The sequence below is a fragment of the Brachybacterium vulturis genome (assembly GCF_043641765.1).
GTDB classification, from domain to species: Bacteria; Actinomycetota; Actinomycetes; order Actinomycetales; family Dermabacteraceae; genus Brachybacterium; species Brachybacterium vulturis_A.
In genome coordinates, this window is the sequence record NZ_JBHZRO010000009.1 from 46,473 (window position 1) to 60,678 (window position 14,206).

Annotated in this window: 13 protein-coding genes; 9 read left to right on the top strand and 4 right to left on the bottom strand. The window is 72.0% G+C overall.

Translation table 11 applies throughout. The features are described 5' to 3' along the window. Positions 1–9 precede the first annotated feature (9 nt). Positions 10–1,233 (top strand): aminotransferase-like domain-containing protein, encoded by a 1,224-nt coding sequence (locus ACHUEU_RS08795; RefSeq protein WP_394215550.1) that lies wholly within the window; start codon positions 10–12, stop codon positions 1,231–1,233. A gap of 30 nt (positions 1,234–1,263) precedes the next feature. Here ACHUEU_RS08795 and ACHUEU_RS08800 read toward each other — a convergent pair whose 3' ends face one another. Together ACHUEU_RS08800 and ACHUEU_RS08805 are read right to left on the bottom strand one after the other, a co-directional pair. Then, a complete protein-coding gene (locus ACHUEU_RS08800) occupies positions 1,264–2,793 on the bottom strand; it encodes a hypothetical protein (RefSeq protein ID WP_394215551.1) in 1,530 nt (509 codons plus the stop codon). Beyond that, positions 2,790–3,458, bottom strand: a complete 669-nt coding sequence (locus ACHUEU_RS08805) for an ABC transporter ATP-binding protein (protein ID WP_394215553.1) — start codon at positions 3,456–3,458, stop codon at positions 2,790–2,792. Before ACHUEU_RS08805 ends, ACHUEU_RS08800 begins: the two co-directional genes overlap by 4 nt. A gap of 339 nt (positions 3,459–3,797) precedes the next feature. Here ACHUEU_RS08805 and ACHUEU_RS08810 point away from each other — a divergent pair, with 339 nt between their 5' ends. Continuing rightward, positions 3,798–4,337, top strand: a complete 540-nt coding sequence (locus ACHUEU_RS08810; protein WP_394215554.1) for a CarD family transcriptional regulator — start codon at positions 3,798–3,800, stop codon at positions 4,335–4,337. Between the two features lie 64 nt (positions 4,338–4,401). Here the strand turns inward: ACHUEU_RS08810 and ACHUEU_RS08815 are convergent, their stop codons facing one another. Continuing rightward, complete coding sequence (locus tag ACHUEU_RS08815) at positions 4,402–5,718, bottom strand: MFS transporter (RefSeq protein WP_394215555.1); 1,317 nt, start codon at positions 5,716–5,718, stop codon at positions 4,402–4,404. Positions 5,719–5,816: 98 nt separating this feature from the next. Further along, positions 5,817–6,494 (bottom strand): SRPBCC domain-containing protein, encoded by a 678-nt coding sequence (locus tag ACHUEU_RS08820; protein ID WP_394215556.1) that lies wholly within the window; start codon positions 6,492–6,494, stop codon positions 5,817–5,819. A 129-nt stretch (positions 6,495–6,623) separates the two neighbouring features. On the opposite strand from ACHUEU_RS08820, the gene ACHUEU_RS08825 reads away from it, so the two are divergent. The 7 genes from ACHUEU_RS08825 to ACHUEU_RS08855 all read left to right on the top strand — a co-directional run bounded on the left by ACHUEU_RS08825 (position 6,624) and on the right by ACHUEU_RS08855 (position 14,204). Next, on the top strand, positions 6,624–7,370 hold the full coding sequence (locus tag ACHUEU_RS08825) for an HAD family hydrolase (protein ID WP_394215557.1): 747 nt from the start codon (positions 6,624–6,626) through the stop codon (positions 7,368–7,370). Then, positions 7,367–9,913 (top strand): glycoside hydrolase family 65 protein, encoded by a 2,547-nt coding sequence (locus tag ACHUEU_RS08830; protein WP_394215558.1) that lies wholly within the window; start codon positions 7,367–7,369, stop codon positions 9,911–9,913. The genes ACHUEU_RS08825 and ACHUEU_RS08830 overlap by 4 nt, the downstream gene beginning before the upstream one ends. Positions 9,914–10,012: 99 nt before the next feature. Continuing rightward, positions 10,013–11,170, top strand: coding sequence for a YihY/virulence factor BrkB family protein (locus tag ACHUEU_RS08835; protein ID WP_394215559.1), 1,158 nt, complete (start codon positions 10,013–10,015; stop codon positions 11,168–11,170). Beyond that, complete coding sequence (def, locus tag ACHUEU_RS08840; RefSeq protein WP_394215560.1) at positions 11,167–11,733, top strand: peptide deformylase; 567 nt, start codon at positions 11,167–11,169, stop codon at positions 11,731–11,733. The genes ACHUEU_RS08835 and def overlap by 4 nt, the downstream gene beginning before the upstream one ends. A gap of 60 nt (positions 11,734–11,793) precedes the next feature. Next, positions 11,794–12,219, top strand: coding sequence for a QcrA and Rieske domain-containing protein (locus ACHUEU_RS08845; RefSeq protein ID WP_394215562.1), 426 nt, complete (start codon positions 11,794–11,796; stop codon positions 12,217–12,219). A 7-nt stretch (positions 12,220–12,226) separates the two neighbouring features. Then, positions 12,227–13,120: a tRNA (guanosine(46)-N7)-methyltransferase TrmB gene (trmB, locus tag ACHUEU_RS08850; RefSeq protein ID WP_394215563.1), complete on the top strand. Its 894-nt coding sequence runs from the start codon at positions 12,227–12,229 to the stop codon at positions 13,118–13,120. Between the two features lie 34 nt (positions 13,121–13,154). Beyond that, complete coding sequence (locus ACHUEU_RS08855) at positions 13,155–14,204, top strand: LCP family protein (RefSeq protein WP_394215564.1); 1,050 nt, start codon at positions 13,155–13,157, stop codon at positions 14,202–14,204. Positions 14,205–14,206 lie beyond the last annotated feature (2 nt).

Here is a 14,206-nt window from a genome sequence, read left to right on the forward strand (position 1 = left end):
CATGAGCAGATGACGCCGTCCGCTCCGCAGGTCCCCACGCAGCACCCCTTCCGCTTCCCCGTCGCCGCCCGGTACGCGGGGATGGAGTCCTCACCGCTGAAGGACATCTTCGCCCTCGCCGCGCTCGACGGTGTGGTCTCCTTCGCCGGCGGGATCCCGGATCCGGAGCTGTTCGCGCTGGAGGACGTCACCACGGCCTATCACTGGGTGCTCAGCCATCAGGGGCACCGCGCCCTGCAGTACGGGGTCAGCGAGGGCGAACTGGAGCTGCGCGAGCAGGCCGCTCGCCGGCTCTCCCGGGACCTGCCCACCGATGCCTCCCAGATCCGGGTCACCTCCGGTTCCCAGGAGGGCTTGTTCGTCATCGCCCAGGCGCTGCTCGAGCCCGGCGACGTGGTGCTGGTGGAGTCCCCCACCTATCTCGCGGCGGTGCAGGCGTTCTCCGTGCACGGTGCCCGCATCATCGGGGTGGACACCGACGACGACGGCGTGATCCCCGAGGCTCTCGAGGAGGCGCTCCGCATCCATCACCCGCGGATGGTCTATCTGATCCCGACCTTCCAGAACCCCACCGGGCGCACCATGCCCGCGGCGCGCCGGCAGGCGGTGGCCGAGGTGCTGCAGCGCACCGACGTGCCGCTGATCGAGGACGACCCCTACGGCGCACTGACCTTCTCGGGGCACACCTGGGCACCGATCGCCGCACTGCCGGGGATGGGAGCGCGCACGATCCTGTTGAACTCGATGAGCAAACTGATGAGCCCCGGGGTCCGGATCGGGTGGATGCGCGCCGAGGGACCGGTCCTGGACACCCTCGCGGTCGCCAAGGCCGCGATCTCCATGCAGTCCTCGGTGGTGGACCAGCTGACCGTCGCCCGGTATCTGGCGACCGCGGATCTGGATGCCCATGTGGCGATGGTGAGCGCGGTCTATCGCCAGCGCCGTGACGCGATGGCGGCCGCGATCGCGCCGGTGCTGCCCGACGGGGCGCACGTCACCCATCCCGAGGGCGGGATGTTCCTGTGGGCCGCTCTCGGCGAGGGCTTCGACGCCCAGGCCATGCTCGCCGAGGCGGTCGCGGCCGGGGTCGCCTATCTGCCGGGCTGGTCGTTCTTCGCCGATCACGCGGACCGCTCGACGATGCGCCTGAGCTTCGTCACCCACTCCCCCGCCGTCATCGAGACGGCCATCGGGCACCTGGGCGAGGTCATCGCCGCCCACCCCCGCCGCTGAGCAGGTCCGAGGGCGCGGCCTCCTGGCGCGTCAGCTCCCCAGCGCCCGCAGCCGGCCCCGGGCCATCAGCGCCATCAGCGCGGTCAGGAGTGCGGCACCGCCCAGCGTCCAGCCGGGGCCGAGCAGACCGAGACCGGCCAGCAGCGTCCCCGAGAGCAGCGCGAGCAGCAGCGCATCGGACTGCCAGGCCAGCATCACGAGGACCGAACCGTCGCCCTGGGCGGTGGGCATCGGGGTCATCAGCTGCAGCGGCATCGGGCCCTTCGCCGCATCCCGCACCTGTCCGGCGATCAGCACCGGCGTCAGCGCGACCGGCAGCAGCACCGCCCGCAGCGCACCCTCACCGATGCCGCCCGCCAGCACGAGGCCGGCTCCGCCCAGTGCGGCGAGCGTGGTCAGCAGCAGCGCCGGGGCGAGGGCATGCAGCAGCACCTGGACCGCGACGGTCTGCCCGAACAGCCGGGGAGCCCCGAGCGTGTGGACCCCGTGCCGGATCCCCTCGACCAAGGTGGAGCCTGCGCCCCACAGCGCCCCCGCGCCCAGCAGCACCGCTCCCCCGGCGAGCGGTCCGGTGAGCTGGGTGGAGCCGGCCAGCGCGGCCGCGGCCAGCAGTCCCACCACGATGCCGACGGCGAGCCGATCGGGGCTGCGCAGCCATGCCACCGCATCACGGCGGGCGTACAGCAGCACCAGCGGCCGCGGCCCGATGGCAGGCAGGCGCCGGCCGGCCGACGGCGGAGGACGGAACGTCGCGGCGGCCCCGGCCAGGTCCCCGCTGGTGGCGACCGTGGTGACCGTCTCCCAGCGCATCGACTGCTCGCGCAGCACCGTGCCCCGCAGCCGGTCGAGCAGGGCGACCCCGACCGCGGTGGCGGCGATCCCCGTCCCCAGCACCAGCAGTGCCCAGGGCCCGTGAGCCGCTCCTGCCGCCGGGGAGAGGCCGCTGCCCCCCGCGCCCTGCGGCAGCAGCGCGGAGAGCCCCGCCGCGAGCAGCAGCGCTCCCGCCAGGAGCCGGCGTGGCCGCGCCGTCAGCAGCTCCCCCGCCAGCCATGCCGCACCGAGCAGCAGGCCGGTGCCCGCCGCCGCGAGGACGCACCACACCGCCGCGGCGCCTCCGGCTCCACCACCGGTGGCGCCGTCCCCGGCGGCGCTCAGCGTCATGGCGATCAGCGAGGCCACCACGACCATCATGGCCGTGGGCACCAGCAGCGCCCGCACGTACGGGCGCCACAGCACGGTGCGCCGCCGGATCCCGCTCGCGGCGAGCGTGGTGGTGAAGAACGGTGCCATCAGCGCCGGTCCGCGGACGGCGCCGAGCAGCACCAGCGCCGCCACCGCGGTGAGGGCGGCGCTGCCGGCAAGGCGCGGAGCCAGGGGATGCTGCAGCACCGGGAGCACATCGGGTCGGGCCAGGAGACCGCCCGCGAACCGCAGCGCGGGGACTCCCAGGACCAGCACGCTCAGCGCTCCCAGGTAGAACAGGTACAGCGCATCGGAGCCGGTGCGGGCCCCGCCGCGCCGCGCCCAGACCTCCCGCACCGCAGAGAGGTCACCGCTCACGACGCCTCCTCCAGGTGCAGACGGACGTCGGCGAGCGCCTCGAGCAGCCGCGGGCTGTGGGTGGCCAGCACCATCGCGGCGCCCGCGTCGGCGCGGGCGCGGAGGGCGCCGATCACCAGCTCCAGGCGCAGTGCGTCCAGGCGCTGCTCGGGCTCGTCCAGCAGCAGCACCTGTGCCGGGCGAGCGAAGGTGAGGGCGAGGGAGACCAGCTGCGTCTGGCCGCTGGAGAGCTCGTGCGGGAAGCGGCGGCCGAGCGAGACGATCTCGAGCTCCTCGAGCAGCTCCCGGGCCCGCTGGGTCGCGGCGGCGACGGGCATGCCCCAGGTGGCGGCGATGAACCGCAGATGCTCGGTGACGGTGAGGTCACGGGCCGTCTGCGGCGGGCCGATCAGGGCGCCGAGCGCGGTGCGGAAGCGGCGGTCGCGGTCGTCGGGGGCTCCTCCGGCGATGCGCACGGTGCCCGCGGTGGGGGCGAGCAGTCCGGCGAGCACCCGCAGCAGGGTGGTCTTCCCGGAGCCGTTGGCGCCGGTGAGAGCCATGATCTCTCCCCGCTGCACGCTGCCGGTGGCCTCGAGCAGGAGCACCTGGTCGTCGCGCACGACGCCGACGTCGTCGAAGCGGACGAGCTCGCGTTCGGGAGCCGGGTGCGCTGCAGCAGGAGGCATGTGTCCATGGAACCGTATTCGGCGGGACGGGGACGTCCGTCGTTGGTCTCGATCCGTCGATCCGATGCCGCGGTGCCGCGTCCTCCGCCCGGTGTGATCCAGGGTGTGATCCAGGTGGAGACGTCACCCTCTGGAATTGTTGTCAGATCCGTGAGAGAATGGGGGTGCGCCGTCGTAGGTGCCGCCACCCTGTTCCTGCAGGTCGAGCGGCACTCGAGTTGCTCCGAGACCATCGCGAATCCGGGCTCTGTCCGGGTCCGCGTCGTGCTGTGTGCAGCCGCCTCGACCCCACCAGGGCCGCGGTACCGGCGGTGCGCAGGTCCACGAAGGAGGAACCCCTTGCCCGTCGCCACTGCGCCCGTCGACAACACCGCCCCGAAGATCGACGACGTGCTCACCCACCCCGTCCACGGGCCGGTGCGCATCGTCTCCCTGCGCTCCCGGACGGTGCGCGGCACCGAGCGGGAGTACGTCGACCTGGTGGTCATCGATGACCAGATGCAGATCTCGGTGCCCTCCGACGGCAAGGACGTCATCGGACTGCGCGCCCTGCTCGAAGAGGCCGAGATCGTCGCTCTGCTCGAGCAGCTCGGGGAGCCGATCCCGGCTCCGGAGAAGAAGGCCTCCTGGGCCCACCGCATCAAGTCCCTGCAGATGCAGCTGCAGACGGGGCGTCTCACCGATCGCATCGAGGTCATCCGCGCGATCGTGCGCGACTCGGGCGGCACTCCGTCGAGCCTCGCCGAGCGCAACCTGCTCAAGCAGGCCATCGATCCGCTGGCCTCCGAGATCGCCATCGCCCGCTCCGTCGCCCGGGAGGACGCCCAGCTGCTCCTGCAGAGCACCGCCGAGAACGCCCTCGAGTCCGCCGCCGCCTGAGACCCGTCCCGGCGATGCCGCGGCCCCCAGGGCCGGCCCGCCACGGGCCCCCGACTGCCTCGTCTCACCTCCCCCGGGTTCCCCCGGAGGGGGTGAGACGGGGCAGTATCCGTGTCAGCCACAGCCCGCCCGCGAGGCAGACGGCACCGGTGGCCGCCCCGGCCACGGCGACCGGCGCGAACAGCGTGATCCCGGTGACGATCAGCGGGGCGGCGAGCCTGCCCGAGCCCAGCATGGTGTTCCACCAGGCGAGGTACCGGGTGCGTCCGTGCACCGGGGAGACGTCGATGCCGAGGGTCATCACGATCCCTGATCCCAGGCCGTTGCCCAGGCCGATCAGCAGGGTGGGGACCAGCAGCGCGACCAGTGCGGCCACGGTGCCCCCCTCGGCCAGCACGGTGCCGAGCAGCCCCAGCAGCAGGAATCCCAGGCCCATCAGCAGCGCGCACGGGACGGCCACGGCGGCGCGTCCGTACCGGTCCATGAGCGTGCCGGCGGGCAGCACCAGGAGGATCTCCAGCACGGCGCTGGCCCCGAAGACGATCGAGATCCACACCGGGTCCAGGCCCAGGGCGTCCCCGAGCAGGGGCACGATCACCGGGCGGTTCACCCGGGCCATCATCACCGGGGCGATACCCACCCCTACGGCGGCCATCCGTCCCAGCACCGCCCGGTCCAGCCGGATCTTGGCGGGGCTGGGTCTACGCCGCCTCTCGCGCGGCACGACGGGCTCGGGACCGGACTCCCCCGGGGGCAGGAACACGGTGATCATCACCGTGCCGGCAGCGGCGCTGACGGCGAACAGCAGGAACACCCCGGCCATCGAGCCCAGTGCCATCACCGCCGCACCGAGCAGGGGACCGATCACCTGGCCGACGCGGATCACCCCGCCGAACAGCGTCATGCCGCGGGCCCGCATCGACGGTGGCAGCGCGGCGCCCAGGTAGGTCTGCCGCCCCAGCTGCCACACCTGCATGCTCAGCGCCATCACCAGCAGCAGCCCCACCAGGGCGAGCCGGTGGTGGGTGGTGACGGCGGCGCCGCCGAGCGCCGGTCCGATGACCAGGTAGGCGGCGAGGTTGGAGACCACCAGCAGCGTCCCCGTGGACAGCAGGGCCCGCCGCGCCCCGATACCGGCGATCAGCCGCCCGGCGGGGATCGGACCCAGGAAGGCGGTCACCCCGAAGATGGTGGTCAGCGCCGCGGCCTGGGGCACCGAGAATCCGAGCTCCCGGGCGAGCAGCGGGATCACCGGCATCAGCGCGGCCAGGCCCACGAACTCCAGCAGGGTCGGGGCGTAGACGGAGGGCACCAGGCCGCGGAGCACCTGGCCCGAGGGGCGCGGGTCCCCGGACGAGGAGCGCGCTGCGGGGGTGGTCACCGGTCGAGTCTGTCAGCAGCTGGTGAGTCTGGGCGAAGAGTTCCGCCGGACGGACGGGCGACTCGGCGCAGAGGCCTGCGGGGCCCTGGTGACCGGGCTCAGCGCCCCAGGTGGCGCCGGACGGTCTCGCTCTCGCCGCGCCGGGCGGTGGCCTCGTCGACCCCGGCCGCCACGGCCTCCGCCGCCCAGCGCACAGCCCAGGCCCGCACGTATTTCGCACCCTGGGGCCCGTGCAGCCACTGCGGGGTCGGCACGGGCACCGGCTCCAGGCAGCTGGCATGCCAGCCGTCGGTGTGCGCGGCCAGCGCGAGCAGCGCGATCTCCCAGCCGAGGGCGAGAGCTCCCGGTCCCGTGCGGGCGAACTCCTCGGCGTCGAGCAGCGCCGTGTGGTGCAGCGCCAGCAGCGTGGTGCCGTCGTCCTCCGGATCGAGGCGGAGCAGCAGCGGATCCTCCCCCGCCGGCTGCTCCCAGGTGAGGCCGAGACGGTGCGGCTCCTGCACCTGGAGGATATGGCCACCGGCGCCGCCCGGCGCCCGGAAGGCGCCACCCTCGCGGAGCTCCCCGTCGATCGGACCGAACCAGCCCGCGAGCTCGCGCGGCGCGGTGAGCAGCGGCCACAGACGGGCCGGCGCGAGGGCGATGTTCGTGGTGAGGGTGAGGAGCACCCGTACCCGGCCGGGCCCTCCAGGGCCCTTCGTGGCGAGGGGGACCTGCTCGTCGATCTCGAGCGAACGTCGCACCGCATCCACCACGGGCAGCGATTCCGTGACAGTCATCGTCTCCTCGGAAAGGTCTCAGCTGCTCCGCATCGGCGCTGGGCGCGGAGGCGGACCCCCGCAGACTAGCCCAGCGACGCACCGCGGTGCCACGACACGCTCCCGCATCCGGTCGCGCCTGGCCGTAGCATGACGGGTGTGACTGCTGAGCAATCCTTCCGACCTGCCGGGTTCACGGCCCATCTCTTCGATCTGGACGGGGTCATCACCCCGACGGCCGAGGTGCACATGCGCGCCTGGGCCCGCATGTTCGAGGAGTTCCTCGCCTCCCGGGGCGTCGCCGAGCCGTACACCGATGCGGACTACTTCGCCCATGTCGACGGACGCCCCCGCTACGACGGGGTCCGCGCCCTGCTCGCCTCCCGCGGGATCACCCCGCCCGAGGGCGCGGACTCCGATCCCGGGGACCAGCCCGCCGGCTCGGAGACGGTGCGCGGCCTGGGCAATCGCAAGAACGATCTGGTGCTCGCGCTGCTGCGCGCCGAGGGCGTCGCCCCCTATCCGGGCACGGTCGCCTTCCTCGACGCCCTGCCCGGCGGTGCGCGCCTGGCCATCGTCTCCTCCTCCCGCAACGCCGAGGAGGTGCTGACCGCCGCCGGTCTGCGGGACCGCTTCGAGCACATCGTCGACGGCAACGTCGCAGCCCGGGAGGGGCTGCCCGGAAAGCCTGCCCCCGACACGTTCCTGCACGCCGCACAGCTGCTCGGTGTCGAGCCCGCGCAGGCCGTGGTCTATGAGGACGCCGTCTCCGGGGTCCGCGCCGGCGCGACCGGCGCCTTCGGCGCCGTGATCGGTGTGGACCGGGGCGCCGGTGCCGAGGAGCTCGCCGCCGCCGGCGCCACCCTCGTCGTCGCCGATCTGGAGGAGATCGTATGAGTCGCCGCCGCGTGCTGCCCGCCGACCCCGTCGACCGCACTCAGCTGCCGCTGGACGAGTGGCGCCTGGTCGAGTCCCGCCCCCACGACGACCTGGGCCTGGCGGAGACCCTCTTCACGACCGCCAACGGCTATCTCGGCATGCGCGGCACCCCGGAGGAGGGTCGTGACGCGGAACGCCATGGCACCTTCCTCAACGGCTTCCACGAGACCTGGACGATCAATCACGCCGAATCCGCCTTCGGCTTCGCCCGCACCGGGCAGACGATGGTCACGGTGCCCGACTCCTCCGTGCTGAAGCTGTACGTGGACGACGAGCCGCTGCTGCTGTCGATCGCGGACCTCGAGGAGTACGAGCGCTGGATCGACTTCCGCGAGGGTGTGCTGCGTCGCGAGCTGATCTGGCGCACCCCCGCCGGGAAGCGGGTCCGGGTGAGCTCCTCCCGCATGGTCTCCTTCCCGCAGCGGCACCTGGCACTGATGACCCTGCGGGTGGAGATGCTCGACGGCGCCGCCCCGATCGCGATCTCCTCCCAGATCATCAATCGGGAGGATTTCCGCGACGACTTCGGGGCGGGTCTCGAGGGCGGCCCGCTCACCGACAAGGCCGATCCGCGCCAGACCACCGATTTCACCCATCGCGTGCTCGAGCCGCTGCAGGACTGGCACAGCGAGCGGCGGATGCTGCTGGGCTACCGGGTGGCGAACTCCGGGATGACGCTCGCCGTCGGCGCCGACCACGAGGTGGAGTCCGAGGCCGAGGTGGAGCAGCTGGTGGACACCAGCGAGGACAAGGGCCGCCAGGTGGTCCGCGCCCATCTCGAGCAGGGGCAGTCGCTGACCGTCCGCAAGGCGGTGACCTACCACTCCTCCCGCTCGGTCCCCCACCGCGAGCTGTTCGACCGCTGCCGCCGCACCCTGGACCGGGTGCGCAGCACCGGGTTCGAGGCCCAGTTCCGTGCACAGCAGGAGTACCTCACGGACTTCTGGCGCACCTCGGACGTCGAGCTGCCCGGCCAGCCGGCGGCCCAGCAGGCAACCCGCTGGTGCCTGTTCCAGATCGCCCAGGCCGCGGCCCGCTCGGACCAGTGGGGCATCCCCGCCAAGGGCGTGACCGGTTCGGGGTATGAGGGGCACTACTTCTGGGACAGCGAGATCTACGTGGTCCCGTTCCTGACCTTCACGCAGCCGCGCTGGGCCCGCAATGCGCTGCGCTTCCGCACGAACCTGCTGCCCAAGGCCCGGGTACGGGCGCGCGAGCTCAATCAGCGCGGGGCGCTGTTCCCCTGGCGCACCATCAACGGCGACGAGGCCTCGGCCTACTACGCGGCCGGCACCGCGCAGTACCACATCGATGCCGACGTGGCCTACGCCTTCGCGCAGTACGTCGACGTCACCGGTGACCTCGACTTCCAGCACCGCGACGGTGTGCGGGTGCTGGTGGAGACCGCTCGGATGTGGGCCGATCTGGGCTTCTGGCGGCTGCGGGCCGACGGCACCTCGAGCTTCCACATCAACGGCGTGACCGGCCCGGACGAGTACACCACCGTGGTGAACAACAACATGTTCACCAATGTCATGGCCCGCTACAACCTGCGCCGCGCCGCGCTCGCGGTCCACGATCTGCGCGAGGCCGACGAGAGCGCGTACGAGTCGATGCGGATCGAGCTCGACCTGGACGAGCTGGAGCTGGAGCAGTGGACGGCCTGCGCCGACGGCATGCAGGTGGCCAAGGACGAGTCGCTCGGGATCCACCTCCAGGAGGACCGGTTCCTCGAGCGGGAGATCTGGGACCTCTCCAGCACCCCCGAGGAGGCCTTCCCGCTGCTGCTGAACTTCCATCCGCTGGTGATCTACCGCTTCCAGGTGCTCAAGCAGGCGGATGTGGTGCTCGCACTGTTCCTGCGCGGCAGCGAGTTCACGGCGGCGGAGAAGCGCGCGAACTTCGAGTACTACGACCCGATCACCACCGGGGACTCCTCGCTCTCGGCGGTGGTGCAGTCGATCATGGCCGCCGAGGTCGGGCACCAGCGGGCCGCCCAGGACTATTTCCGCACCGGGCTCTTCGTGGACCTGGCCAATCTGCACCACAACACCGCGGACGGAGTGCACATCGCCTCCGCCGGCGGGGTCTGGAACGCGCTGGTGCACGGCTTCGGGGGGATGCGGCACGACGAGGGCCGGATCTCCTTCGACCCGCGTCTGCCCGCCGACTGGCCCGAGCTGGGCTTCCCGCTCACCGTGCGCGGCTCCCGGTTCCGGGTGCGACTGGTGCGGGAGGAGATCTCCTTCACCCTCGAGACCGGTGACGAGATCGAGGTCACCGTGCGCGGTCAGACGGTGCTGGTCACCGCGGACGGCGCCGCGGTCGCCCTCGCGGACCAGGGCCCGCTGCTGGACGATTCGGTGCTGGACCGGCCCGTCGGCCTGGGGGACGAGCGCGCTGACGGCTCGATCATGACCTCCTACGTGCCCACCGACCCCGAGGACCCCTGGGAGTATCCCGTCGCCAGCGACCCCGATGACATCATCGACCAGAGCTGACGGGCGCGGCAGCGCCCCGGGTCCTCGGCCGCCTGGTGGAATGGTCTCCACCAGCGCCCGTCCCGGGCGCCCCGCCCCTGACCCCGGAGCAGCAGCACGGTGACAGCATCCCGTCCACGTCGGTCGACGTCGGAGGTCGAGATCTCCCGACCCCGGCTGAGCATCCTGCACGTCCTGAACCGCGTGCGGATGCGGCTGCTGGACATCCAGGTGTGGGACGTGGCCGGGACGATGACCTTCTACCTGCTGCTGTCGCTGTTCCCGGGCGCTGTCGCCGCGGTCTCGGTGATGTCGCTGATCGGCGTCGAGGTGGACACCCTCAGAGCACTGTCCGAGATGATCACCGAGATCTTCCCGACCCTGGATCCCCGCCCTTTCCTGCGGGCGATCGAGACGGTCTCCACCACCAGCGGCGGCGTGCTCGGACTGCTGCTGGGCACCGCCGGCTCCCTGCTGTCCGCCTCCAACGGGGTCGCCGCCTTCCATCGTGCGCTCCACCGGGTCTTCGACACCCGGGAGGGTCGTCCCTTCCTCTGGTTCCGCACCATCGTGTTCGGCGAGACGATGCTGATCGTCTCGGTGGCCCTGCTGGCGATCGGCATGATCATCATGGGGGGCGAGGCCTCGCAGCGCATCGGTGAGTTCATCGGGATCCCCCAGATCGCCTTCGCGGCCTGGAACCTCGTGAAATGGCCGATCCTCCTGGTCATCCTGATCATCGGGGTGTCCCTCGCCTACTACCTGTTCCCCAACGTGCGCCTGCCCCGCTATCGGCTGATGACCCTGGGGTCCACCCTCAGCGTGCTGGTGCTGTTCGGCGCCGCACTGGTGGCCGGGCAGCTGCTGGTCTACGCGACCCGCTTCGCGGAGATCCTCACCGCGCTGAACGGCCTGATCGCGATCCTGATCCTGCTGTGGCTGGCGAACATCGTGGTGATCACCGGGGCGGCACTGGATGCAGAGTTCCTGCGCGCCCGGCAGATCGCCAGCGGCCTCGATGCCTGGGACCACATCGCGCTCGAGCCCCACGCCTCCCACACCCTGGACTTCCTGGCCGCCGACGCCGCCGAGTCCGAGCGGCTGAGCCGACTGGTCGCCGACTCCGCCCGCAGCGGGCAGCCGCTGCGCCGTCCGCGCGGGCCCTGGATCGTCGACGCCCGCAACCCGCTCGCGGTGAACCCGCTCCCGCGGCATCAGCTCACCAGCACCCCCGAGGACCAGCCCGGTCCGCCCGGCACAGGAGCGCCTTCCGCATGACCGTCCGCCCGATCACCATCGTCGGCCACCGCGCCCTCTCCCAGCGCACACGACGGGTCCGCGAGGTCACCGATGATCTCCGCACCCTGGTGGCGGACATGTTCGAGACCAATGACGCCGCCTCCGGGGCCGGTCTCGCCGCCCCTCAGGTCGGCGCCCGCTGGCGCCTGTTCATCTACTCGTGTCAGGACGCGGGCGGCACGCTGCAGCGCGGGGTGGTGCTCAATCCGGTGCTGCAGCGCTTCGGCGGCATCACCCTGGACGAGGAGACCCTCGAGGGCTGCCTGTCCGTGCCCGGAGAGGGCTTCCCCACCGCCAGGCATCGCGGTGCCCGGGTCACCGGCACCGATCTCGAAGGGGCGGAGGTCGTCATCGAGGACGAGGGCGGGGTCCTGGCCCGCGCACTGCAGCACGAGATCGACCACCTCGACGGCTCGCTCTACCTCGACCGCCTCACCCCGGCGCGCAGGCGTGAGGCCCTGGACGCGGTGAAGGGCCGGGGCTGGCGCGCCCGCGGAACTCTCACCTGGGACCCCCGGGAGGTGGACGCCGCGGACGTCTGAGCGGTCACACGGGCAGGCCGCTGGATGCACCGATCATCGCCGGCTCGCTATCCTGGGAGGATGGAACGCCCGTGCCTCTCCCGTCGTCATGCTCTCCTGTTCCCTGCCACCGCCGCGGGACTCGGCGGGCTCGCGGCCTGCGCCCCTGAGGACGAGGGTTTCGGCACCGCCGGGCCGCTGCGCGCAGAGGACGGCACGATCCCGCTCACGGAGGTCCCCGAGAACGCGAGCACCATGGTGAACTTCGGCGGCCAGCAGCCTTTCGTGCTGATCGTCCGCGGTGCCGGTGATGATCTCACCGCCTACTCCGGCTACTGCACCCACAACGGCTGCGCACTGAGCCAGGAGGAGACCGAGCTCGACTGCCCGTGCCACGGTTCGCGCTTCGACGCCGAGACCGGAGAGGTGCTGCGGGGCCCCGCCACCCGTCATCTGCCCGAGGTCGAGGTCGTCGTCGAGGGCGACGTCGTCCGTCGGGTGCGGTGACCCGCCGATGACCCCGGACCCGCGCTCGCACGACGCCTCCCCGGCCTCCGCCCTCGAGGACGAGGCGGAGACCGACAGGGGGCGGAGCACGCATCGGGAGGTCGTCTCCTTCGTCCGGCGGGGGGAGCGGCTCACCCAGGGCAGGCAGAACGCCTGGGACCGCCTCTCCCCCGCCTACGTGATCGACCCGCCGCGGGGGCACCGCGACACCCTGCCCGCCGCGGGCACCCGACTGGACCTCGCGGAGGTCTTCGGCCGGCGCGCCGAGGTCGTGGTCGAGGTGGGCAGCGGCACCGGCGAGAACATCGTCGCGGCCGCCCTCGCCCACCCCGAGCGCGATCATCTCGGCGTCGAGGTGTACCTGCCCGGACTCGCGCAGACCCTCAGCCGGGTGGAGCGGTCCGGGAGCCCGCAGAATCTCCGCATGCTGCCGCTGGACGCGCAGCGAGCGCTGCCGGCCCTGCTGCCCGAGGGCTCCATCGACCAGCTGTGGGTGTACTTCGCCGACCCCTGGCCCAAGCAGCGCCACCACAAGCGCCGGTTGATCAACCCGCCGTTCCTGGACGCGGTGCTGCCGCTGCTGGCCGACGGTGCGACATTCCGCCTGGCCACCGACTGGGCGCAGTACGCCCATCACATGCGCGCGCAGCTGGACGGGCGCCCCGAGCTCGCTCTGCTGCACCCGGACGGTCCGCGCCCGGAGGGCCGCTCCTCGGACGCGATCCCGCCGAACATCGCGACCACCGGATGGGCCCCCCGATTCGAGGGTCGTGTGAAGACCGGCTTCGAGAGCAAGGGTCGTGCTGCGGGACGCCTAATATGGGATCTCGCGTACACCCGGGTGCCTCGGCACCCGGGACCGGACGGCGCCTCGGACATCGGGGGGTCGACGGACCAGTGACCGCCCCCGGCGGCACCGTCAGAGAGGGACCTGCATGAACGACCCCGCCGACGTCGAACTCCCCGGCGACTGGGAGGACGACGACCAGCCCGAACCCGGGCGGCGACGCGGCCGTCGCGCCGCCCTCATCTCGCTGCTGGTCGTCGCCGCCGTGGTGATCGGCGTCGGCCTGGTGATCGGGAACTATCTGGGCGGCCTGCAGAACTCCTACGAGAAGCGCACGGTCGTGCAGATCACGCGCGGCGCCTCCGATGGAGAACGGCCCGAGGAGATCGACGGCACCGGTCGCAACTTCCTGTTGCTGGGCTCGGACAAGCGCTCCGCGGAGGACGCGGTCTCCCAGGGCGTCAGCGGTCAGCGCTCGGACGTGATGATGCTGGTGCACATCACCGAGGACGGGGAGAGCGTCTACGTCATGTCGTTCCCGCGCGATCTCTACGTCGACGTGCCCGGCCACGGCAAGGACCGCATCAACTCCGCCCTGGCCTACGGCGGTGTGGGGCTGGCAGTGACCACGGTGGAGAACTTCACCGGGGTCCCCATCGACCACGTGGCCCTCATCGACTTCGACGGCATCGAGGGGCTCGTGGACACGCTCGGCGGGGTCGACGTCCAGGTGCCCGAGGACTTCACGGCGGGCGGCCACCGGTTCACCGAGGGCGTCCAGACGCTCGATGGCGAGGAGGCGCTGACCTTCGTGCGTGAGCGCAAGCAGTTCGCCGAGGGCGACTTCCAGCGCAACCGCAACCAGCAGGCGGTCCTCAAGGGCATCACCGAGAAGCTGATCAGCGGCGAGACCCTCAGCGACCCGGGCAAGCTCGCCGGCACCATCGAATCCATCTCCCCGTTCCTGACCACCGACGACGGGCTGAGCGCGACGGCGATGGTGGAGCTGGGCCTGTCCATGCGGTCGATCCGCAGCAACGACCTGTACTTCCTCTCGGTGCCGCACGGGGACCCGTACACGACCAGCGGCGGCGCCAGCGTCGTCGCCACCGCCGAGGAACCCATGGACGTGCTGCGGGAGGCGCTGCGCACGGATGACATGGGAACCTATTACGCTCAGCATGCAGGGACCTACTGATC